Source organism: Streptomyces sp. NPDC049879 (assembly GCF_044461265.1).
In the GTDB taxonomy this organism is placed as follows: domain Bacteria; phylum Actinomycetota; class Actinomycetes; order Streptomycetales; family Streptomycetaceae; genus Streptomyces.
Map to the genome: position 1 here is coordinate 409,872 of NZ_JBITKT010000001.1, position 18,813 is coordinate 428,684.

Sequence of the window (18,813 nt, forward strand, 5' to 3'; positions counted from 1 at the left end):
CCCGTGCGCCGCCCGCCGGTTGACTGGCGGCATGACGACATCTCCTGACCGCCCCGTCCTCGTCCTCGGCGCCACCGGCAAGACCGGCCGCCGCCTGGTCACCGCCCTCCGCGCGGCGGGCGCGCCCGTACGGCCCGCCTCCCGTTCCTCCGCCACCCGCTTCGACTGGGACGACGAGGCCACCTGGCCAGCCGCCCTCGCCGGTGCCTCCGCCGTCTACCTGGTGGTGCCCGAAGTGGCGGAGCCCGTCCACCGCTTCGTGCGGCAGGCCGTGGACGCGGGTGTGCGGCGCTTCGTGGCGCTGTCGGGCCGTGGCATCGAGCGGCTCGACGGGCCGGGGTTCCCCGGCATGGCGGCGGGGGAGGAGGCGGTGCGCGAGCACGCCCCCGAGTGGACCGTCATCCGCCCGAACAACTTCGCGCAGAACTTCTCCGAGGACGTCTGGCACGCCCCGGTGCTGGCCGGGCGGCTCGCCCTCCCGATCGGCGCCGCGCCCGAACCGTTCGTCGACGTCCGGGACATCGCCGATGTCGCCGCCGCCCTGCTCACCGCTGACGACGCCGGGCACCACGGGCGGACGTACGAGCTGTCGGGACCCCGGGGGCTCACGTTCGGCGAGGCGGTGGAGGTGATCGCGCGGGTGTCGGGCCGCAGCGTTGCCTACGAGGAGCTGACGCCCGGGGCGTACCGCGACGAACTCCGCGCCGTGGGTGCGTCGGAGGGGGAGGTGGCGGCGCTCGACGCGATGTTCGCCGGGATGCGCGCGGGCAACGTGGCCGAACCCACCGACGGCGTACGGCGCGTCCTGGGCCGCGAACCGGTCGCCTTCGAGACCTGGGCCGCCGAGGCCGCCGCCTCCGGCGCCTGGGCCGCCTGACCGCCCCGCGCAACAAGGGGCGTCGCCGTACGGGTGTGCGAACATCGTCGCCATGTGGGGTGAAGTGTCGCTGTTCGCCGGGGGCTGGGTCCTCGGGATGGTCACGGCCGTGCCGCTGCTGCGCCGCCGCGCACCCGTCACGGTCGCCGCCCCGGCGCTTCCGCCGGTCCCCGTCCTGCCCTTCGCCGTGCAGGAGGCCGTCACCGCTTTCGGTGAGGAACTGGCGCGCCTGCCCTTCGATCCGACGGAACCCGGCACCGCCCCCGCCGTGCTCAAGGAGTACCGCGCGGCCCTCGACGCGTACGAGCGCGGCACGTCGGCCGGCACCCCGGCCGACGTGATGGCGGCCCTCCACGCGGGCCGCGCGGCCCTGATCCGGATGGAGGCCAGGCAGGCGGGCCGCCCGGTGCCCATCGACGCCCTGCCCCGCCTGCCCGACGCCCCACAGTCGGATGAGGGGGCGCCGGACGGCGAGCCCCCGCCGCCCGTCCCCGAGCGCTTCGTCATCAGGGGCACCGGAAACGGTGAACACCTCATCGACCGCCCTGAACCCGGCCGGTTCGCGCTCCTGGAGTTCCGGAACCAGGACGCCGAGTATGTGCGCGTCGAAGGCGTGATCCGCACAGAGGATCTGGTGGACCGGGACGGCGCTCTGTTGACGGGCACCGGCCACCTGCGCGCCACCAGCCTCCTCAAGCCCGGGCTGACACACCTCGCCGTCGGCGCCCTCCGGGACGGCGCGGGCTGGTCGGCCCGCGTCAGGCCGCTGACCGACGCGTCACCCCTGGAGACGGAGTGGCGGGGCACCGGCTACCACGTGCTGTCGTACGGCGGCGGCCCGGCGCTGCTCACGGTGCAGGCCCGGGGGGACACGCACTGGCGGGCGATGTTCGTGTGCGGGTGTCTCAGGGGATGGGACTGCGACTGCCCTCCTCCCCGCTGGCCGGCCGGGACCCCGGACAGCACCGACGCGGTGCACGGCACGGCCGACGGACGCAAGACGCTGCGGCTGCCCCGCGCCGGGTACCTCGACCTCAGCGCCTCGGACGGCGGCGGCGAGTGGTACCTGACGCTCCAGCCCGTCCGGCCCAGCCCGCCCCCTCAGCGCACGAGGCGGAAGAACGCGCGCAGGTCCGCCGCGTAGGGACCGGGGTCCGACAGGGCGACGAAGTGGTGGCCGCTCGTGTTGCCCTCCGGCCAGTGGACGACCGTGTTGTGCCGCTCCGCGAGCCGCCTGATGCCGGGCGCGCCGCTGTAGACACCGGTCGGCACCGCCTTCTGCCCCTCGGGCCACCCGAGCCCTGTGGTCGTGTACATCGGCCAGGACGACGTGCCGAAGGTGTCCGTGAACCAGTACAGGCTGAGGTTCGCCAGGAAGCGGTCACGCCCCACCATCCGGTCGGCGGGCCGCGCGCCCATCGAGAACTCGTGGAACTTCTGCGCCATCCACGCCAGCGCCGCCACCGGCGAGTCGTGCCAGCCGTGCGCGAACGTGCGCGGCGCCGCCCGCAGCAGCGCGTGGTGATCGACGCCGTTCACCCAGTCCGCCGACCGCAGTTCCTCGTACGCCTTCCGCTCCTCGTCCGACATCCCCGGCACGTCGGCCTCGGTCGGGAAGCCGAGTCCGCCGGTGATGTACACCCCGGCCACACGGTCCGGATCGGCCTTCGCCACCTCGGGCGCGATGTACGCGCCGAGGTCCCCGCCCTGCACGCCGTACCGCTCGTACCCGAGCCGCCGCATCAGCGCCGACCACATCCGCCCGACACCCGCCAGGGTCAGTCCCTCGCGCGGCGGCGACGAGAAGCCGAAGCCGGGCACCGAGGGGATGACGACGTGGAACGCCGCCGCCGGGTCGGCCCCGTGCGCGCGGGGATCGGCGAGGCGGCCGACGAGATCGGCGAACTCCACGAAGCTGTGGGGCCAGCCGTGCGCGAGGACCAGCGGCAGCGCGTCCGGCTCGGGCGACCTGACGTGGACGAAGTGCACCTCGTACCCGTCCAGTTCGGTCATGAACTGCGGAAGGCCGTTCAACTCGCCCTCCACCGCCCGCCAGTCGAAGCCGTCCCGCCAGTGGGCGGCCAACTCCCGCAGGTACGCGGTCGGTACGCCGAGTCCCCAGTCGGCCCCGCCGAGCCGCCGCGTCCAGCGGGCGCGGGCGAGCCGGTCGCGCAGGTCGTCCACGTCCCGCTGCGGGACGTCGATGCGGAACGGGCGGATCGCGGTGCTGCCGGTCATGTCGTCGCTCCTCGTACGTCGTGCTGACACCTCCGAACGCTAGAGGCCATGTAGGTCAGTTCCTGGCCTACTCAATCCGGCATGCTGGACCCCATGAGCGACACCGCCGCACGCCTCGTCCGCCTGCTGTCCCTCCTCCAGACGCCCCGCGAGTGGCCCGGCAGCGAACTGGCCGGACGCCTCGGCGTCAGCCCGCGCACGGTCCGCCGCGACATCGAGCGGCTGCGCGACCTCGGCTACCCCGTCCACGCGACGATGGGCGCCGTCGGCGGCTACCGCCTCGTCGCGGGCAAGGCCATGCCGCCGCTCCTGCTGGACGACGACGAGGCGGTGGCCGTCGCGGTCGGCCTGCGGGCGGCGGCGGGCGGGGCGGTGGAGGGGATCGACGAGGCGTCGGTGCGGGCGCTGGCCAAGCTGGAACAGGTGCTGCCGTCACGGCTGCGGCGCCGCGTCGGCGCGCTGGCCGCCGCGACGGTGTCCCTGACCGGCCCCGGCGCCACCGCCGTGGACCCCGGGCACCTGACGACGCTGGCGGCGGCGGCCGTGGCGCACGAGCGCGTACGGTTCGCCTACCGCGCCGCCGACGGGCGGACGACCGACCGGCTCGTGGAGCCCCACCGCCTCGTCGCGGCGGGCCGCCGCTGGTACCTCCTGGCGTACGACGCCGAGCGCCACGACTGGCGCGTCTTCCGCGTGGACCGCCTCACCGGCCCCCGCACGACCGGCGTCCGCGTCCCGCCCCGGCAGCCCCCTGGCGGCGACGCGGCGGCCTACGTGCGCGACAAGATGTACGCCCTCGCCCCGGCACACCCCCTGCGCGCCACGCTCGCCCTCCCCGCCCCCGAAGCCGCCCGCCGCACCGGCCTCGACCCCGCCACGTTCACACCACTCGACGCCCACAGCTGCCTGATGCGCGCGGACGCCGAAGCCGTGGAGTGGATGGCCTCACGACTCCTCATGCTGGGCTGCGACTTCACCATCCACGAACCCGCCGAACTCCGCACATACCTCTCCACCCTGGCCACCCGCGCCCACCACGCATCCCAACCCCCCGGCGGCAGTAGCGTTCCCGCATGGACGGATTCCTGATCGTGATCACGACAGTTGACTCGGAGGAGGCCGCCGCGCGGTTGTCGCGGGGGGCTGTCGAGGCGGGGCTTGCGGCGTCCGGGCAGGTGACCGGGCCTGTCGCGACGACTTATCGACACCTTGGCGAAGTCCTCGACGGCACCGAGTGGCAGGTCGTCTTCCGGACGGCGGCCGATCGTGTGGAAGCCCTGCGGGCCCACCTGTTGGCCGCCCACCCGTACGACTCGCCTGAGGTCATCGCGCTGCCGATCGTCTCCGCCCCACCCGCCTACCTCGCCTGGATCACCCGCGCCACCAGGCCCTGATGCCGGTCAGCCAGCCGCTTCGACACGCCCCACCACCTCTCCGACCGATGCGATCGAGCGATAGGGGCGGAGCCGCTCGGCCAGTCGGCGCGAGCGCGACAGCGGGCGTGTCGAAGCCAGGCCGTCGGCGAGGTCGAGGACCTGTCCGGTGATCAGCGAGGCATGTTCGGCCTCCCCCGCGTCCAGGTACGCCTCGGCCAGCCACGACAGGTAGAGCGCCTTGTCCCGGGCATGGGTGTCGGCGTACCGCTCCAAGGCGGACTCAAGCGGGGTGATCGCGCGTAAGGGACGCCGGAGTTCGGCCCAACACCCGCCGCTCATGATGGCGATCTCATCGGAGTCCACCCAGTACACCCAATCGGGCTCCCGCTGCCCGGCGTGCTCCGCGATCGCTTCTTCCGCCCTGCCGAGGGCCTGCTCCGTCTCCTGTACGCGACCGGTGGTGGCGTACTGCCATGCCAGCCGGTCCCACAGCAGGGCCCGTACCCCCGGAGTGGCGTGCCGTCCCGCACGATCGCAGGCCGCCTCGGCCAGCGTTATCCCCGATCTGCCGGAAGCCCATTCGAGGTAGGCCAGAAACGCGAGGGAGTTGCCGGCCAGAGCGTCGTCACCGGCGGCCTCCGCGGCAGCCAGCGCCGTCATGCAGTGCCGCTGCGCGAGTGCGTGTTCCCCCGAGTCGAACGCGGCCCAGCCGACGATTATCCAGAGTTGTAAGGGATCTTGGCAGGTCAAGGCGCCATATCGGCAGTAGGCACGTAAGTCACGTTGCGCTGTGGTCCCGGAGTGCGGTGAGCACGAGGCTGGCGGCGGGGTCAGGCAGGGGCACGGGGCTGGGCACGTTTCCGTGTACGCCGACGTGGCGGGGTACGAGATCGCGTGGACGACGGCCGATGGGAAGGAGAGACGTCGGCTCCTGGCCGAGGCCAGGGATGTCGTGCCGCACTGTGGACTGGGGTGCCGGCGTCGACTTCTGCCCGGTGGGCTAGGCTCTGAGGCCATGGATACCGGGACGGCATTGCGCCACACACGGATTGGTGACCCGGTGCTCTTCTGAGCGCCGTGCGGGCCGGTGCGGGCCCGCTGTTCGATCGAGAATCTTGCGCTGCTGCGCGTGCTCCGCCTCCGTCGTGTTGATCACAGGCTCGATACATCAACCACGACAGGAGCATTCATGCCCATCAAGACGTTGCAGATTCCCACCGCGGACGGCCGGGCCGACGCCTTCGCCGCCTTCCCCGACCGTGGCGAGCGGCACCCGGGGGTGCTGATGTACGCGGACGGCTTCGGCATCCGGCCCGTGCTGCGAGAAATGGCCCGCGAACTGGCCGGGCACGGGTACTACGTGCTCGTTCCCAACCTCTTCTACCGGCACGGCCCGGCACCGGTGATCGAACTTCCTGAGCACATCGGAGAAGAGGTCCGGCCCGCGCTCATGACCCAGTTGATGCCCTTGATCGAGGCGCACACCGCCGAACGTGTCCTGAGCGACGCCGACGCCTACCTCAGGTTCCTCACCACCCAGCCCGAGGTCGGCGCCGGACCGGTCGCGGTGACCGGCTACTGCATAGGCGGCCTCCTGGCCATGCGCACCGCCGCGGCCCACCCCGGCCAGGTGGCCGCCCTCGCCGCATTCCACGGCCCCGTGGGCGTGGACGGGCCGGGTGCCTTCGCCGAGATCACCGCCCAGGTCCACTTCGGCCATGCCGAAAGCGACCTGACGCCCGAAGCCCTGGGCGAGCTCAACCGGGCTCTGGACGCCGCGAAGGCCGACTACACCTCCGAGATCTACCCCGGCACCGTCCACGGGTTCACCATGTCCGACACCGACGCCTTCGACCTCGCCGGACTACAGCGCCACTGGGACCGCCTGCTACCCCTCCTCGACCGCACACTGGCCAACAGGCACTGACCGAGTAGGGGCTCGACCAGCGTAGAAGGCTGCTGGTCAGGCCCCGTCGCAGTGACGGATAAGTGGGTCAGGCGTTCTCCGCGCGGATCATTTCGCGCAGACTGCTGCTCCCTGCCTGTCCCGCGGAGGCGCTGAGGGGGACCGAAGCCCTTTGCGGACCTTTCGCGCTGGAGGAGATCACGGACCGGCGGGGATCGACTGTGTGGAAGGCGGTGGGGACATCGGCGTCCGTGGCGGTCAAGTACGGATACGGTGAGGGCGCCGAGGTCACGGCCAGGGAGGCCACCGTTCTCGGGCGTCTGCCGGATCGCGAGGTCGTGGCAGGGCGCAGCGGCCAGGGCTCCTGGTACCTCACGCCCTGGCTGCCCGGGCCATCCACCTGGCAGCTCTTCGAGCCCGTGCGCCGGGGCGCCGGAGGGCGTACCGAGGCGGTCGGAGCCGCCGTCGGACTGAGCCGTGCCGTCACTCGTCTGCACGCCGAAGGCTGGGCTCACGGCGATCTCCAGCCCTCGCACGGCATCCACACCCCGGTCGGCGTCGAACTGATCGACTTCGCATGGTCCTGGCACGAGTCGATGGAGCCTCTTGAAAAGTTCAACGGCGGCATCACCCACCTCCTCGCGCCTGAGCTGGCCGCATGGATCGACCGCGGACCGCAACCGGCGGTGCCAGGAGCGGCGAGCGACGTGTATGCCCTGGCCGGTGTCCTCTGGACCTGTGCGACGGGGCGATGGCCGCTGGACTACGCGGCTGCCGGACTCCCGCCTGACATCGGACCGGCCGCTCGGCGCATTGCCATCGCCAGTCGGACGATCCCCCTGTCCTCGGAGGGACCATGGCCCGCGTTGCGCGACATCCTCGAACCGGTGCTCCTCGCGGAACCGGAGGACCGGCCGACGGCTCACGAACTGGGCGATGCTCTGGCGGCACTGGGCACGTGATCAGCTTGCGCGACCTCACGCGTGCCGATGTGCCCGCCGTCCGGCTGATCTACGACGTCGGTTCGGTGGCCTTTCTTCCTCGGGGTCCGATGGGTGAGGACGAGGCTCTGGCTTACGTCCGGACCGTCGGCCGGGACGCGAGCGGGGCACGGAGTGTTCACACTTTCGGGGTGGATGCGGACGGCGACCTCGTGGGTGTCGTCAGGCTGAGGGTGTCAGCTCCGCACGGACATCTGAGCTACATACTCCGCCGTGACGCCTGGGGACATGGCCATGCGACTCGCGCCGTGACGCTCCTCCTCGCCTTCGCGTTCGGGTCGCTGGGTCTCTCGGCGGTCCACGCGAAGCATCATCCCGACAACGAGCGTTCCGGCAGAGTCCTCAGCAGGGTGGGCTTCGTGCGCACGGCTGCCGCAGGCCGCGAGTCGTGCTACGTCCTGTGCCGCGAGGCGTACGACCCGTGCCCCCCGATCGCCGGGCGCGAGTGACGTGCTGGGCGCGGCCCGGCCAGAGCGAGGAAGTGACCCATGCTGTTCCGGCTCGTCCACAGCGACGGCCTGCGCCTGGACCGCCCGGTGTACCGCGCGCACTTCAAGGCCCACAAGGAGCAGGTCCGCGACCGCCCTTGCTGGAAACTCGAACGGCGGAAGCACTTCGAGGAGAGGGGCGACCCCAGCCGCGACGCGCTGCGGCGCGGCGACTGGGCCGACGCGATCCGGCTGCTCGAAGACGACAGGGCCGGTCTGCTGAGAACGGCAGAGGACGACCGGCGGCGCGGCAGCACGTTCCACCGTCTGCGCGTGGTGGAGGAGCCGCCGACGCCCTACCTGCGGTGGGAGTTGCACGCCCTGCGCATGCAGGCGGAGTGCGGCCGCCCGGTCCGCGTCGTCGCCGCCGACGCCCTGAGGGCCGCCGAACGGGACGGGCCCCTGCCGGAGGTCGTCGTCCTCGGCGACCGGGCGCTGTACGAGGTGCTCTACACGGATGAGGGAAGGCCGACCGGCGCGGTGGCCTTCACCGACCCCGAACTCGTCGCCCATTGGACGGACTTCATCGCGTCCGCCTACGCCTCCGCCGAGGACGTGCGGTCGTACTGCGACCGCGCCGTGGCGAGGCTCACCGCCCCGCCGCCGGAGGGCTGAAGCGATCACCGGCCAGGGCGGACGGCGCGAAGGACCGCACAGCTCGCACAACGACCTGTCCGGCACGGCCCGCGACCTCGTGCAGGCGGGCACGTCAGCGGCGGCATCCACTTCAACGGCCGGGACGAGCCCGTCACCCCGTACCACCGACGCGGTGTGCGGCGTGGCGTAGCAGGTCGTGGGGCTGCTGGTCGGTGGCCGGTCTTTCTCGATGGCGGGCATGCCACGGATGTACTGTCGGGGGCCGCTCATCGGCCTGTGCTTCCCGAACGCTAGGCTGCCGCACCGTCTCGCCAACTGGCCGAGGCCGCTGAGGCGGGAGGTCTTCCGGTGAGTCACACGACTCTGGCGCTTGCCGACAACGACGTCCTGCTCGGCGTCCGCTTCCTGCTCGAAATGACCTCGCTGGTCTGCTTCGCCATCTGGGCCTGGCGAACCGTTCCGTCGCCGTGGCGCTGGCTCGCGGTGGTCATGGTGCCGGTGGCCGTCGGCTGGATGTGGGGCACCTTCGCCGTGCCGGACGACCCGTCGCGCTCGGGCGAGAGCGACGTCCACACGCCCGGGCCGCTGCGGCTGCTCCTCGAACTCGCCGTGTTCTTCGGCGCCGTGGCGGCCCTGTACTCCGCGGATCTGCGCCGGGCCGCCCGCTGGCTGCTGGCGATCATGGTCCTCTACCAGATCCTCGCCTACGATCGCATCGGCTGGCTGCTCAGCCACTGAGAACGGGTCGCGGGCCGGGTGGGCGTTGATCGTCGGTCATCCGGGGACTTCGCGGTTCGTCAGGCACCGGCCCCGAACTCGTCGCGCGCTGGTGCTCTGACCGTGGACGTTCGCCGGGTTGGTGGTCCAGGCGGTTGGATGTGCGGTGACGTCTATTCCGTCCGTGTGCGAAGGCTGACCGGCCAGGAGGGGCAGAAGCCGCGGCAGATCGTGCGCCGAGGAAGCACCAGCACGGTGCGGTTCCGGCGCGCGCGATGATGCTGCTGGCCTCGGCCGGCAGGAGCCGGGTGCCGGTGATCGCCAAGCTGGTGCAGGCCGACGAGGACACCGTCCGGGACGTGATCCACCGGTTCGACGAGATCGGATGAGCCTGCCTGGAACCTCAGTGGGCGGGAGGCCGTCCCCGCCTGCTCAGTCCTGAGGACGAGGACTTCGTCGTCCGGACGGCCACCACCCGCCCGACCAAGCTCGGCCAGCCCTTCATGCGCTGGTCCATCCGCGAACTCGCGGCCTACCTGCGACGTGTGCACGGTCGCGTGATCCGCATCGGCCGTGAGGCGTTACGGTGCCTGCTCGCCCGCCGCGGCATCACCTTTCAGCGCACCAAGACCTGGAAGGAGTCGCCCGACCCCGAGCGCGACGCCGAGCTGGACCGCATCGAGGAGGTCCTGGACCGCTCCCCCGACCGGGTGTTCGCGTTCGACGAGTCCGGGCCGCTCGGCATCCGGCCCACCGGCGGAGCCGTCTGGGCTCCCGCCGGTCATCCCGAGCGGCACCCCGCGACCTACCACCGCACTCACGGCGTCCGGTACTTCCACGGCTGCTATTCCGTCGGCGACGACACCCTGTGGGGCGTCAACCGCAGGAGGTAAGGGTGCCGCGAACACCGCCCACAAGGGCAAGCAGATCCGGCACTGGGCGAAGAAGCACCGGGTCGAGCTGTGTTCCACGCCGACCTACGCGTCCTGGGCCAACCCGATCGAGGCCCACTTCGGGCCACTGCGGCAGTTCACCGTGGCCAACTCCAACCACCGCAGCCACACCGTGCAGACCCGCGCCCTGCACGCCTACCTGCGCTGGCGCAACGCGAACGCCCGCCATCCCGACGTGCCGGCCGCCCAACGGAAGGAGCGTGCACGTATCCGCAGCGAGAAAGGCATCCGCTGGGGCAGACGCCCGCTCTCGACCGCAGCCTGATCAGCTGCCTTCGACCGCCGTGCGAAGTGCCTACAGCCCCTGGACGATCAGTCGCTTGCTGTCGGTGTTGCGGATGCGCAGCGGCGCGATCGCCTGATACTCGGGCGAGTCGTTCCACGCCCGCGCAGCAGCCACGTCCGGGAATTCCACGAGCACGATCTGCCCAGGCGTCCAGGCGCCCTCCACAACGTCGACGTCGCCGCCCCGGGCGAGGTACTTGCCACCGTACGGCTCCAACGTCGCGACAACCCGGGAGCGGTACTCAGCCAGTTCCTCCGCGTCACCAGTCAACTGCACATCTGCGATCACATAAGCGGTCATGGAACCGACCCTATCCAGGACACGCGGAGCCATGATCACGAACCCGGCGAACGTTCACGGTCAGAGCACCAGCAGGACTTCATCGCGTCCGCCTACGCCTTGGCCGAGGATGTGCGGTCGTACTCCGACCCCGCCGCTGTCGCCGGTGTCACCCGTCGGTGCCGTGGCTGTGCTCCGCCAGGAGTGCGAACCCGTGACGGTCGACCGGTGCGGCGGTGGCCGACAGGATGGCGACGCCGGTGCCGGCGCCCCGGTCGAGTCCGAGCCAGGACCGGAAGCCGCCGGTGCCGCCGTTGTGCCAGGTGAGGGGCCGGCCTTTCACCTGGATCGTGATCCATGCCGCGCCGATGCGGGCGCCGCTGCCGAACGGGGCTACCGGATCGAGCGCGGCGACCCCCGGGGCACGGCCGTCGAGCACCGCCGCCGCGAAGCGGGCCATGCTGGTGATGGAGGCCCGGATGCCGCCCGCCGGTCCGATTCCCTCCCCGGTCCAGGGCTGCCGGGGCTTCCCATGGCGGCTTGTGCCGTTGAGCGCCCCGGGGCGGAGTTCGTCCGCTGTCCGCGGGGCGTAGAAGCAGTCGAGTTCCAGCGGAGTGGCGATGCGCTGCTGGAGGAGCGCCGGGTAGGTGGTCGCGGCAGCGTGGGCGAGGGCGTGTCCGAGGAGTTCGAATCCGAGGTTGGAGTAGCGGGGCCGTGGCTTGCCCAGCCGGATGTGCCGGGCCTGGCCGAGGAGTTGCCCGAGGTCCTCGCCGTAGGGGTTGGTCCCGTGTCGCCACAGGGCGAGGGTGCGCCGCCACGGTCGGGTGGACCCGGGGAGCCGTGGCAGGCCGGACCGGTGGGTGCTCAGCGAGCGCAGTGTCACCTGTGCCGCGGGGACGTCGCCCATTGGCAGCAGTTCGCCGAGGCGCGTGCCGGGGGCTATCTCGCCCCGGCTGAGGGCGTCGGCGTACAGCAGCCCGGTGACGGCCTTGGCGATCGAGCCGATCTCGAAGTCGGCGCCGGGGCCGGAGCCGTGGCCCGCCACGCTCATGCCCCCGGGCGTGATCACGGCCGCCGCCGCGATCGGGTGGCGGGGGCCGAGCAGTTCGCCGAGCCTGGCGGCGAGCCGCTGGTCGCCGTATGTCCCGGCGGTCATGACCGGCCGCCGAACAGGCCCCGGCCGGCGTGCTTCTTGTGGACCGCCTGCTTCGAGACACCGAGGACGGCGGCGATCTGCGGCCAGGTGGCCCCGTTGTTGCGGGCGCGGCGTACGAGCACCGCTTCGATGCGTTCCGTCTCGGCGCGGAGCTGTGCCACGGCGCCCAAGCCCACCAACGGGTCGTGGTCGGTCGTCGATGCCGCGAGTTCTGCCAGCTGTTCCGCGTCCATGCGTCAACCGTAGTTGACCACCGTGCGGACGGTCAACCAAAGTTGACGCCGTCGGCTGTCGCGGGGGCCGGTCTTCCGGAGGGGGGCTGCGCGTAGGGTCGGGGCGCGGGGGAGGAGTGTCGTGGAGGGGAGCTGTGTGGTGACAGATGGGCGTGAGGCGGAAGTTCGCGCGCGGATAGCCGAAGGGCTCGTGTACAGCGAGTCGGAGGCGGCGTTTCTCGCGTCGCGGCGGCGTGCGGACGAGATCTTCGCGTACAACCACACCCCGCCGGGTGAGACGGCGAAGCTGCGGGCGCTGCTTGAGGCGATCTTCGGCCGTGTCGGCGAACGCGCGGTGCTCCAGGCGCCGTTCCATGCCGCGTACGGCAGCAATGTCCACATCGGCGACGACTTCTTCGGCAACGTGAACCTGACGTTCGTCGACGACGTGGACATCCGCGTAGGCGACGGCGTGATGATCGCCCCGAGCGTCACCCTCACCACGACCGGCCACCCCGTGCACCCCGAGCGGCGCGTCGACTTCGGGCGGTTCTCCGAGCCGATCGTGATCGAGGACAAGGTGTGGATCGGCAGCAACGTGGTGGTCCTGCCCGGCGTCCGCATCGGCTACGGGTCGGTCGTCGGCGCCGGGAGCGTCGTCAGCCGCGACATCCCCCCGATGAGCGTGGCCCTCGGCACCCCCTGCCGGGTGGTCCGCGCCATCACCGACGCGGACCTCACCACGCGCGCTCGTAAGAGCTGAGCGCCCGTCAGGAAGCGGCTTTGTGCAGGACGTCGGCGAGCGCGCCCGGCGTCGAAAGCATCGGCCAGTGCCCCGTGGGCAGGTCGAAGCGGCGCCACGGCGCCGAGTTGAGGTGCGCCAGCATCGGCGTGCCGCTGTCCAGCAGCCCCTGGAACTCGTGGCAGGCGACCAGCACCCGGTCCACGTCCGGGCCGGGTTCGGCCGGCCCCGTGAGGGCCTGGGTGTGCGTGCCGAACGGGTGGGCGGTGGCGCGTTCGCGCATCTCGCCGAGCAGTTCGTCGTCCAGTCCGTCGAGGTCCTCGGGCCGCCCCAGGACTTCGAGCGGCGGCATAGGGATCCGCCAGCCGTCGCCGTCCGCCGCGACCTGCCGTTCCAGCTCTTCCACGGCCTCCGGCGGCATCAGGTCGAGCATGCGCATGCCCTCCGGGAACGGCGCGCTGTCCACGTACACCACCCGCTCCAGCCGCTCGCCCAGGCGCCCCGCCGCCCCCGTGACCGGGGCCGCCCCGTAGCTGTGCGCGACCAGGGTCACGCCGGTCAGGTCGTTCTCCTCCACGAAGCCGGTGATGTCCGCGATGTGCGTGTCCAGGTCGGTGTCCGGCCCGCCCTCGGCGGCGCGTTCGGCCAGTCCGGTCAGCGTCAGCGGCAGCGCCGTGTGCCCGTGCTCCCGGAGGACACGGGCGGTGTCCTGCCACGCCCACGCGCCGAGCCAGGCACCGGGAACGAGTACGAAGGTGGCCATGCGATCTCCCTGAGGTGAGGTCCTGGGAAGAGCGTAGAGTCGATACAGGACAGAATCCGCCCTCATTCGCCCGGTGATCGATGTCGCATCCCCTGACCCGCGTCCTGACGCTCCTCGAACTCCTCCAGTCCCACGCCGGACTCACCGGCGCCGAGCTGGCCGAACGGCTCGCCACCGACGCCCGCACGGTCCGCCGCCACGTCGCCCTCCTCCGCGACCTCGGCATCCCGGTGGAGGCCGAACGCGGCCGTCACGGCGGCTACCGCCTCGCCCGCGGCTACCGCATGCCGCCCCTCGTCCTCACCAACGACGAGGCCCTCGCCGTCGTCCTCGGCCTCCTCGCCGCCGAACGCCTCGGGATGGGCACGACGACCGTCGCCGGCGCGGGCGCCCGCGCCAAGATCGAACGGGTGCTGCCGCGCTCGCTGCGGGAACCGCTCGCCGCCATGCGCGAGACCCTGCTGTTCACCGCGAACGCCGTGGCCGGGCAGGCCCCCGAGAGCGGCGTCCTGCTGGCGCTGGCCCAGGCGTCACGTGCCGGGACGGCCGTGGGCATCACGTACCGGTCCGGGCGCGAGGAGTCGAGCGAGCGGGACATCGACCCGTATGGCGTCGTCTTCCACACCGGCCGCTGGTACCTCGTCGGCCACGACCATCTCCGCGACGACCTGCGGACGTTCCGCATCGACCGGGTCGCGGCCGTGGCGCCCCGCGCGCGGGCCTTCACCGTCCCGGACGGCTTCGACCCGGTGGCCCACCTCACCGCGAACCTCGCCCAGGGCGCCTACCGCTGGCAGGTCGAGGTGACCGTCCACGGCCCCTTGGACGAGATCGCCCGCAGGCTGCGGGGCGCGGCCGTCACCCTCACCGAGCGGCCGACGGGCGTCCTGCTGCGCGTCCAGGCGGAACGCCTCGACGGCACGGCCCACCTGCTCGCGTCCCTCCCGTGGCCCTTCACCATCCACCAACCGGACGAGCTGCGGCCCGAGTTGCGAAAGCTGGCCGCCCGGCTCACGGCATCAGCGGCCGAGTGAGGCGAGGAAGTGCCGCCAGGCCGGGGTGCTGACGGCAAGGGCGCGGCCGTTCGGATTCTTCGAGTCGCGGACGGGGACGTGGCCGAGGGAACGGGCGAGTCCTGGCGCACACTCGACGCACTCTCCGCCGTTGCCCTCGCTGTAGGACGACCGCTTCCACATGGCATTCCCCGTCCGTAGGCAAAGCGAAGGTCCCGCCAGTGTGGCGGGACCTGTCGCTTGTACGGAGCCTGGTTTCAGGCCAGTTCGCCGGACTTGAGGGCGGTGAGGAACGCCACCCAAGCGGCGCCGTGGACACCCACGACCGGCCCGCGCAGGTCCTTGGAGTCACGCAGCGGCATGACCCCGCGGTCACGGAGGTGGGTAGGGGCACACTCGACGCACTCCCCGCCCGTTCCCGTGCTGTAAGACGACTTGACCCAGCGCGCGCCATCGAATTCTTGAAGCAGGGCAGCGTTCACGATCTGTACTCTTTCAGCAGCATTCGGACGAAGTCTAGGGATGCCGCAGGAGGTTCTGCGTTGGCCATGAGCCGATCGTAGGAGGAGACGGCGTAGCTGACCAATCTCGGGTTGTCGTTGACACTTCCCACCAGCGGGTCGTCCGAGTAGACCTTCGTCGGCGATCCATCGAAACCGAGCACGGTGAAGGACTGCATGACGCCGTTCGGGGCGCCAGCTCTGAACGGAAGAACCTGCATGCTGATGTGAGCCGACAACGCGCAGTCCACCAAGTGCTCAAGCTGTCCGGCCATGACAGCCCGACCTCCGACCTGATAGCGAAGGCACGCTTCGCTGAGAATCACCCAAAGCTCCGGTGGATGGCCGCCGTCGAAAATCTCGCGCCTTCGCAGGCGCGCGGCCACCTTTCCCTCAATCACTTCATCGCTCATCCGTGGGTTCGCCGCACGGAAGATGGCGCGTGCGTACTCCTCTGTCTGGAGCAATCCCATGACGAGACTGGACGAGAAGTTCTGTATCCGCACAGCGTCCCGCTCCATTTGAACGAACGGAACGAACCACGACGGATGATCGCTCTCCGTGATCCTCCGGCGGAGGCGTTCGAACATGCCGTGGGTGCCGAACACCAGGTCGCACTTGTAGGCGAACTTCTCGCTGGGGAAGACGCTGCCCGACTCGACCTTGCTGACATAGGTCCGGCTGAAGCCGGTGCCCGTCGCCACGTGCTCCTGCGTCAACTTGCGTCCCAGACGCACTTCCTTGAGATCCTCGCCGAACCCCGGCGGGCGTTTCACGTCGTCCTGACTCTGGTCCTCTTCCATGCCCTCTGAACTCCCCTTTCGCCACCTCGGAGGTCGGTCCTCGGTCTCCCGCCATGTGAATCACAGCCTTCACACGCCACCAACTGCCTTGGTTCCGTGTTGCTCTGGTCACAGTCTGAGTGCGGCCATCGCGCCGGTTTCGTCTGAGGGAGTAGTCCGTGAGCGACCATATGGGTGCACAGCGTCTCGTCGGTTCTGAACATCATGATCCGGATCGTCTGTGTGATGAGCTGCGTGAGGCGTTGGCCAAGGTGGGGGTGAAGCTGCCGTCGCTGGCGGTCGATCCGGTCACGTCGCAGCCGTACTACCGTGCCCCGCTTATCGAGTTGGGGCGCTGCAACGTGGACACGGCCGTCCGGCTGCTGGCCGTGCTGCGGGGTGTTCCCGAACGGGCGGACGAGCGGTGAACGAGGGTACGGCCGTGGACGGGGGCGGCCGGGAGAAGGGGGAGCGGGCGTCCGTGCGGGACCTCGGTGCCGAGGTCGACGCGATGGGGCGGGCGATCGAGGACCACCTCGCGCTGCTGCGCGGCGAACGCTGCTCCTGGCCCGGCTGCCCGCCGGTCGGCGCCGTCCGCTGCCGACGCGGACTGCCGTAGGCCCGTTCTACGTCAGGGGGCGGGCTCGGTCGTGACGAGGGTCAGGAGGCCGGGGAAGCGGGCTTCGAGGTCCGCGCGGCGCAGCGTCGCCATGCGGCTGTTCCCCCGGTCCACCTGCCTGACCAGCCCGGCTTCGCGCAGCACGCGGAAGTGGTGCGTCACGGTGCCCTTGGACACCGGCAGGGCGAAGGAGCTGCACGTCCGGGCCGCGCCCTCCGGCTCGGCCGCCAGTTCGCGTACGACCCGGCGGCGCAGCGGGTCCGCGAGCGCGGCGAGCACCGCGCCGAGTGCCATCTCGTCCACCGCCGGGTGGCCCTCGCTGTCGGGCATCCGCTTCTCCCGTCGTCGTCCTGCCGTCGTCGCGCCGCAAGGTATGACTTGCATTGTACCTAAAGGGGGAGCTACCGTCCCTGAGGTAAGAATATCGTCTTACCTTGATCGAGGAGCAGCGCCATGTCCCAGCCCTTCACCCTCGTCGGTTCCGCCCGTCCCAAGCCGGAGCGCGCCGAGGAGCTGAAGCAGCTCCTGCTGTCGTTCGTCGAGCCGACCCGCAAGGAGGCCGGCTGCCTGGAGTACCACTTCCACGAGGACAGCGAGGAGCCCGGCCTCTTCTGGTTCTACGAGGCCTGGCGCTCGAAGGCCGACCTGGAGGCCCACCTCGCGCTCCCGCACATGCAGGCGTTCTGGGAGACGCGTCTCGACTACCTCCAGGGCGACCTCGACGTCCACTACCTCACGATGCACAGCCCCTACGAGCCGAAGACCCGCGCCTGAGCGGGTGCGGGGGCGCGCCGACGGGCCCGCCCCCGCGCGTGGAACGTCAGGGCATGACGTGGTCGCGGCCCGGCCAGCCGATGGCGATGTCCCGGCCGCCGTCGCCCGTGATGTGGTCGTCCCCGGTGCCGCCCACGAGGATGTCGTCGCCCTCGCCGCCCGTGATGTGGTCGTTCCCCGCGTCGCCGTAGGCGATGTCGTCGCCGTCCCAGCCGTCGATCATGTCGTCACCCGGGCCGCCGTGCAGCACCTCGTCGATGGGCCCGCCCATCAGGTGGTCGTCCCCGGCGCCGCCGAACATGACGCCGTTGCCCATCAGCATGTCGTCGCCGTCGTCGCCCCTGACCAACTCTGCGGTGTGGGCATGCAGTTCGTCGTTCCCGTCGCCGCCGCGCACCTGGGTGACGCCGGGGTCGCTCGTCATCACCTCGTCGTCGCCGCCGCCGAGCAGGATGCGGATGTCGTCCGCCCTGCGGTCGCCCACCGGCAGCTCGCAGGCGACGAACAGCTCGTTGTCCGGGTCGAGATGGAGACAGTGCTCGCCCGGCTCGATCGGCACGACGTCGGAGAAGCCGATGCGCCGCACCTCCGGGCCGGTGTTCATCGCGAAGACGTGCAGGTCGTTCGCCTCGTCGCCGCCCTGGAACACGATGGACAGGGTGCGACCGTCCCAGTCCGCGCCGACGGTCGTGCCGCTTTGCGCCGCCGCGGGCGTCGCGCCGAGGCCGGTGGCGACCAGCGCCGCGACGGCGACCGAGGAGAGGGGGAAGAGCCGTGACCGGATCATGAGTGCGTCCTCACTCCAGATGAAGAAGGGCGGGGGAGATTGTCGTGTACGGGGCAATCTCTCGTCACTCTCCTGCATCTCGTCCGTCCCGTCCACACCTCGGTCACCCGATGCGCGCTCCGCCGATACGAAATAACGGTTCGCCGCACGTGCCGGTGCGGTGACAGGCTGCGCCGCGTGGTGAATCCGTACGAGATCCGTGCCGATCACGACGACCGCACGATCGTCGTCTACCAGGCGTACGCGCCTGCCATCGCGGACGCCGCGCTGCGGGCGGGCCGCTTCGTCCCGCCGTTCTCCTTCGGCCGGATGACGTGGATCAAGCCCTCCTTCCTGTGGCTGATGCACCGGAGCAACTGGTGCCGCAAGACCGGGCAGGAACGTGTGCTCGCGGTCCGGATCACCCGCGCCGGATGGGAGGAGGCGCTGTCCCTCGCCGTGCCGACGACGGCGGGCCCCGACGCCCTGGCGCGGGCCGACGTGCACGTCCAGTGGGACCCGGAACGGTCACCGCGCGGGGCGGCGCTCAACCACTACAGCGTCCAGGTCGGCATCGGCCGCCGGTTGATCCGCACGTTCAACGAGGAGTGGATCACCGGGCTCACCGACCTCACACCCCAGGCGCGCAAGGCGGCGGCGCTGGTCCAGGGCGGGCAGGCCGCCAGGGCGCGGCGCCTTCTCCCCGCCGAACGGGTCTACCCGCTGCCCGCCGCGCTGGCGGCGCGCCTGACCCGCGAGCGGTGACGC

Annotated in this window: 26 protein-coding genes and 1 pseudogene; 16 read left to right on the forward strand and 11 right to left on the reverse strand. The window is 71.3% G+C overall.

All coding sequences use genetic code 11. From position 1 onward, the window contains the following. Nucleotides 1-31: 31 nt before the first annotated feature. Both ACIBPC_RS01845 and ACIBPC_RS01850 read left to right on the forward strand, forming a co-directional pair. Entirely contained in the window at nt 32-877 is an 846-nt protein-coding gene (locus tag ACIBPC_RS01845; protein WP_398840579.1) for an NmrA family NAD(P)-binding protein, read from the forward strand. A gap of 52 nt (nt 878-929) precedes the next feature. After that, complete coding sequence (locus tag ACIBPC_RS01850) at nt 930-2,021, forward strand: hypothetical protein (RefSeq protein WP_398840581.1); 1,092 nt, start codon at nt 930-932, stop codon at nt 2,019-2,021. Here the strand turns inward: ACIBPC_RS01850 and ACIBPC_RS01855 are convergent. Then, a complete protein-coding gene (locus tag ACIBPC_RS01855) occupies nt 1,979-3,115 on the reverse strand; it encodes an epoxide hydrolase family protein (RefSeq protein WP_398840583.1) in 1,137 nt (378 codons plus the stop codon). The two genes, ACIBPC_RS01850 and ACIBPC_RS01855, sit on opposite strands and share 43 nt — an antisense overlap. A 93-nt stretch (nt 3,116-3,208) precedes the next feature. Here ACIBPC_RS01855 and ACIBPC_RS01860 point away from each other — a divergent pair, with 93 nt between their 5' ends. Together ACIBPC_RS01860 and cutA are read left to right on the forward strand one after the other, a co-directional pair. Continuing rightward, nucleotides 3,209-4,204, forward strand: coding sequence for a helix-turn-helix transcriptional regulator (locus ACIBPC_RS01860; protein ID WP_398840585.1), 996 nt, complete (start codon nt 3,209-3,211; stop codon nt 4,202-4,204). Beyond that, complete coding sequence (cutA, locus tag ACIBPC_RS01865) at nt 4,189-4,509, forward strand: divalent-cation tolerance protein CutA (protein ID WP_398840586.1); 321 nt, start codon at nt 4,189-4,191, stop codon at nt 4,507-4,509. Before ACIBPC_RS01860 ends, cutA begins: the two co-directional genes overlap by 16 nt. Nucleotides 4,510-4,515: 6 nt before the next feature. On the opposite strand, the gene ACIBPC_RS01870 is transcribed toward cutA, so the two are convergent. Continuing rightward, on the reverse strand, nt 4,516-5,151 hold the full coding sequence (locus ACIBPC_RS01870; protein ID WP_398840588.1) for a hypothetical protein: 636 nt from the start codon (nt 5,149-5,151) through the stop codon (nt 4,516-4,518). Between the two features lie 529 nt (nt 5,152-5,680). On the opposite strand from ACIBPC_RS01870, the gene ACIBPC_RS01875 reads away from it, so the two are divergent. The 6 genes and pseudogenes from ACIBPC_RS01875 (at nt 5,681) to ACIBPC_RS01900 (ending at nt 10,418) form a co-directional block, all read left to right on the forward strand. After that, nucleotides 5,681-6,418 carry a dienelactone hydrolase family protein gene (locus ACIBPC_RS01875; protein WP_398840589.1) on the forward strand — a complete coding sequence of 246 codons (738 nt, stop codon included), beginning with the start codon at nt 5,681-5,683 and terminating at the stop codon, nt 6,416-6,418. A 230-nt stretch (nt 6,419-6,648) separates the two neighbouring features. After that, entirely contained in the window at nt 6,649-7,359 is a 711-nt protein-coding gene (locus ACIBPC_RS01880; RefSeq protein ID WP_398840591.1) for a hypothetical protein, read from the forward strand. Continuing rightward, a complete protein-coding gene (locus ACIBPC_RS01885; RefSeq protein ID WP_398840593.1) occupies nt 7,254-7,847 on the forward strand; it encodes a GNAT family N-acetyltransferase in 594 nt (197 codons plus the stop codon). The genes ACIBPC_RS01880 and ACIBPC_RS01885 overlap by 106 nt, the downstream gene beginning before the upstream one ends. A gap of 39 nt (nt 7,848-7,886) precedes the next feature. Then, entirely contained in the window at nt 7,887-8,501 is a 615-nt protein-coding gene (locus ACIBPC_RS01890; RefSeq protein ID WP_398840594.1) for a DUF6879 family protein, read from the forward strand. 330 nt (nt 8,502-8,831) lie between these two features. Beyond that, nucleotides 8,832-9,221 (forward strand): YrdB family protein, encoded by a 390-nt coding sequence (locus ACIBPC_RS01895; protein ID WP_398840596.1) that lies wholly within the window; start codon nt 8,832-8,834, stop codon nt 9,219-9,221. Nucleotides 9,222-9,359: 138 nt separating this feature from the next. Then, nucleotides 9,360-10,418: pseudogene (locus ACIBPC_RS01900) on the forward strand (helix-turn-helix domain-containing protein). A gap of 30 nt (nt 10,419-10,448) precedes the next feature. Here the strand turns inward: ACIBPC_RS01900 and ACIBPC_RS01905 are convergent. The 3 genes from ACIBPC_RS01905 to ACIBPC_RS01915 all read right to left on the reverse strand — a co-directional run bounded on the left by ACIBPC_RS01905 (nt 10,449) and on the right by ACIBPC_RS01915 (nt 12,107). Further along, nucleotides 10,449-10,739, reverse strand: a complete 291-nt coding sequence (locus ACIBPC_RS01905) for a DUF1330 domain-containing protein (protein WP_398840598.1) — start codon at nt 10,737-10,739, stop codon at nt 10,449-10,451. Nucleotides 10,740-10,887: 148 nt separating this feature from the next. Beyond that, nucleotides 10,888-11,874, reverse strand: a complete 987-nt coding sequence (locus ACIBPC_RS01910) for a serine hydrolase domain-containing protein (protein WP_398840599.1) — start codon at nt 11,872-11,874, stop codon at nt 10,888-10,890. Beyond that, complete coding sequence (locus tag ACIBPC_RS01915; RefSeq protein WP_362955211.1) at nt 11,871-12,107, reverse strand: helix-turn-helix domain-containing protein; 237 nt, start codon at nt 12,105-12,107, stop codon at nt 11,871-11,873. The genes ACIBPC_RS01910 and ACIBPC_RS01915 overlap by 4 nt, the downstream gene beginning before the upstream one ends. 136 nt (nt 12,108-12,243) lie before the next feature. On the opposite strand from ACIBPC_RS01915, the gene ACIBPC_RS01920 reads away from it, so the two are divergent. Beyond that, nucleotides 12,244-12,849, forward strand: coding sequence for a sugar O-acetyltransferase (locus ACIBPC_RS01920; RefSeq protein ID WP_398840601.1), 606 nt, complete (start codon nt 12,244-12,246; stop codon nt 12,847-12,849). Nucleotides 12,850-12,856: 7 nt separating this feature from the next. Here the strand turns inward: ACIBPC_RS01920 and ACIBPC_RS01925 are convergent, their stop codons facing one another. Further along, on the reverse strand, nt 12,857-13,591 hold the full coding sequence (locus ACIBPC_RS01925) for an alpha/beta fold hydrolase (protein WP_398840602.1): 735 nt from the start codon (nt 13,589-13,591) through the stop codon (nt 12,857-12,859). An 80-nt stretch (nt 13,592-13,671) separates the two neighbouring features. Between ACIBPC_RS01925 and ACIBPC_RS01930 the strand changes: the two genes are divergently transcribed. After that, nucleotides 13,672-14,625, forward strand: a complete 954-nt coding sequence (locus ACIBPC_RS01930) for a helix-turn-helix transcriptional regulator (protein WP_398840603.1) — start codon at nt 13,672-13,674, stop codon at nt 14,623-14,625. Here the strand turns inward: ACIBPC_RS01930 and ACIBPC_RS01935 are convergent. The 3 genes from ACIBPC_RS01935 to ACIBPC_RS01945 form a co-directional block, all read right to left on the reverse strand. After that, on the reverse strand, nt 14,611-14,787 hold the full coding sequence (locus tag ACIBPC_RS01935; protein ID WP_398840604.1) for a DUF397 domain-containing protein: 177 nt from the start codon (nt 14,785-14,787) through the stop codon (nt 14,611-14,613). The genes ACIBPC_RS01930 and ACIBPC_RS01935 overlap by 15 nt on opposite strands. Nucleotides 14,788-14,861: 74 nt before the next feature. Then, on the reverse strand, nt 14,862-15,086 hold the full coding sequence (locus ACIBPC_RS01940; RefSeq protein WP_398840605.1) for a DUF397 domain-containing protein: 225 nt from the start codon (nt 15,084-15,086) through the stop codon (nt 14,862-14,864). After that, complete coding sequence (locus ACIBPC_RS01945; RefSeq protein ID WP_398840607.1) at nt 15,083-15,907, reverse strand: helix-turn-helix transcriptional regulator; 825 nt, start codon at nt 15,905-15,907, stop codon at nt 15,083-15,085. Before ACIBPC_RS01945 ends, ACIBPC_RS01940 begins: the two co-directional genes overlap by 4 nt. A 158-nt stretch (nt 15,908-16,065) precedes the next feature. Between ACIBPC_RS01945 and ACIBPC_RS01950 the strand changes: the two genes are divergently transcribed. Together ACIBPC_RS01950 and ACIBPC_RS01955 are read left to right on the forward strand one after the other, a co-directional pair. Further along, a complete protein-coding gene (locus ACIBPC_RS01950; RefSeq protein ID WP_398840609.1) occupies nt 16,066-16,314 on the forward strand; it encodes a hypothetical protein in 249 nt (82 codons plus the stop codon). Further along, nucleotides 16,311-16,505, forward strand: coding sequence for a hypothetical protein (locus ACIBPC_RS01955; protein ID WP_362955232.1), 195 nt, complete (start codon nt 16,311-16,313; stop codon nt 16,503-16,505). The genes ACIBPC_RS01950 and ACIBPC_RS01955 overlap by 4 nt, the downstream gene beginning before the upstream one ends. 12 nt (nt 16,506-16,517) lie before the next feature. Here the strand turns inward: ACIBPC_RS01955 and ACIBPC_RS01960 are convergent, their stop codons facing one another. After that, nucleotides 16,518-16,835, reverse strand: coding sequence for an ArsR/SmtB family transcription factor (locus tag ACIBPC_RS01960; RefSeq protein WP_398840612.1), 318 nt, complete (start codon nt 16,833-16,835; stop codon nt 16,518-16,520). Nucleotides 16,836-16,958: 123 nt separating this feature from the next. Between ACIBPC_RS01960 and ACIBPC_RS01965 the strand changes: the two genes are divergently transcribed. Next, a complete protein-coding gene (locus tag ACIBPC_RS01965; protein ID WP_362955238.1) occupies nt 16,959-17,279 on the forward strand; it encodes a putative quinol monooxygenase in 321 nt (106 codons plus the stop codon). A gap of 46 nt (nt 17,280-17,325) precedes the next feature. On the opposite strand, the gene ACIBPC_RS01970 is transcribed toward ACIBPC_RS01965, so the two are convergent. Then, nucleotides 17,326-18,066 carry a calcium-binding protein gene (locus ACIBPC_RS01970; RefSeq protein ID WP_362955241.1) on the reverse strand — a complete coding sequence of 247 codons (741 nt, stop codon included), beginning with the start codon at nt 18,064-18,066 and terminating at the stop codon, nt 17,326-17,328. A gap of 177 nt (nt 18,067-18,243) precedes the next feature. On the opposite strand from ACIBPC_RS01970, the gene ACIBPC_RS01975 reads away from it, so the two are divergent. After that, complete coding sequence (locus ACIBPC_RS01975) at nt 18,244-18,810, forward strand: DUF4291 domain-containing protein (protein WP_362955244.1); 567 nt, start codon at nt 18,244-18,246, stop codon at nt 18,808-18,810. The last annotated feature ends 3 nt before the right edge of the window (nt 18,811-18,813 follow it).

Excerpts from the sequence above, each read along its gene's own strand:
- ACIBPC_RS01915 (WP_362955211.1), bottom strand. The coding sequence starts at position 12,107 with ATGGACGCGGAACAGCTGGCAGAACTCGCGGCATCGACGACCGACCAC.
- ACIBPC_RS01935 (WP_398840604.1), bottom strand. The coding sequence starts at position 14,787 with ATGTGGAAGCGGTCGTCCTACAGCGAGGGCAACGGCGGAGAGTGCGTC.
- ACIBPC_RS01870 (WP_398840588.1), bottom strand. The coding sequence starts at position 5,151 with ATGACGGCGCTGGCTGCCGCGGAGGCCGCCGGTGACGACGCTCTGGCC.
- cutA (WP_398840586.1), top strand. The coding sequence starts at position 4,189 with ATGGACGGATTCCTGATCGTGATCACGACAGTTGACTCGGAGGAGGCC.
- ACIBPC_RS01875 (WP_398840589.1), top strand. The coding sequence starts at position 5,681 with ATGCCCATCAAGACGTTGCAGATTCCCACCGCGGACGGCCGGGCCGAC.
- ACIBPC_RS01930 (WP_398840603.1), top strand. The coding sequence starts at position 13,672 with ATGTCGCATCCCCTGACCCGCGTCCTGACGCTCCTCGAACTCCTCCAG.
- ACIBPC_RS01850 (WP_398840581.1), top strand. The coding sequence starts at position 930 with ATGTGGGGTGAAGTGTCGCTGTTCGCCGGGGGCTGGGTCCTCGGGATG.
- ACIBPC_RS01890 (WP_398840594.1), top strand. The coding sequence starts at position 7,887 with ATGCTGTTCCGGCTCGTCCACAGCGACGGCCTGCGCCTGGACCGCCCG.
- ACIBPC_RS01855 (WP_398840583.1), bottom strand. The coding sequence starts at position 3,115 with ATGACCGGCAGCACCGCGATCCGCCCGTTCCGCATCGACGTCCCGCAG.
- ACIBPC_RS01970 (WP_362955241.1), bottom strand. The coding sequence starts at position 18,066 with ATGATCCGGTCACGGCTCTTCCCCCTCTCCTCGGTCGCCGTCGCGGCG.
- ACIBPC_RS01860 (WP_398840585.1), top strand. The coding sequence starts at position 3,209 with ATGAGCGACACCGCCGCACGCCTCGTCCGCCTGCTGTCCCTCCTCCAG.
- ACIBPC_RS01925 (WP_398840602.1), bottom strand. The coding sequence starts at position 13,591 with ATGGCCACCTTCGTACTCGTTCCCGGTGCCTGGCTCGGCGCGTGGGCG.
- ACIBPC_RS01910 (WP_398840599.1), bottom strand. The coding sequence starts at position 11,874 with ATGACCGCCGGGACATACGGCGACCAGCGGCTCGCCGCCAGGCTCGGC.
- ACIBPC_RS01885 (WP_398840593.1), top strand. The coding sequence starts at position 7,254 with ATGGCCCGCGTTGCGCGACATCCTCGAACCGGTGCTCCTCGCGGAACC.
- ACIBPC_RS01945 (WP_398840607.1), bottom strand. The coding sequence starts at position 15,907 with ATGGAAGAGGACCAGAGTCAGGACGACGTGAAACGCCCGCCGGGGTTC.
- ACIBPC_RS01905 (WP_398840598.1), bottom strand. The coding sequence starts at position 10,739 with ATGACCGCTTATGTGATCGCAGATGTGCAGTTGACTGGTGACGCGGAG.
- ACIBPC_RS01965 (WP_362955238.1), top strand. The coding sequence starts at position 16,959 with ATGTCCCAGCCCTTCACCCTCGTCGGTTCCGCCCGTCCCAAGCCGGAG.
- ACIBPC_RS01960 (WP_398840612.1), bottom strand. The coding sequence starts at position 16,835 with ATGCCCGACAGCGAGGGCCACCCGGCGGTGGACGAGATGGCACTCGGC.
- ACIBPC_RS01845 (WP_398840579.1), top strand. The coding sequence starts at position 32 with ATGACGACATCTCCTGACCGCCCCGTCCTCGTCCTCGGCGCCACCGGC.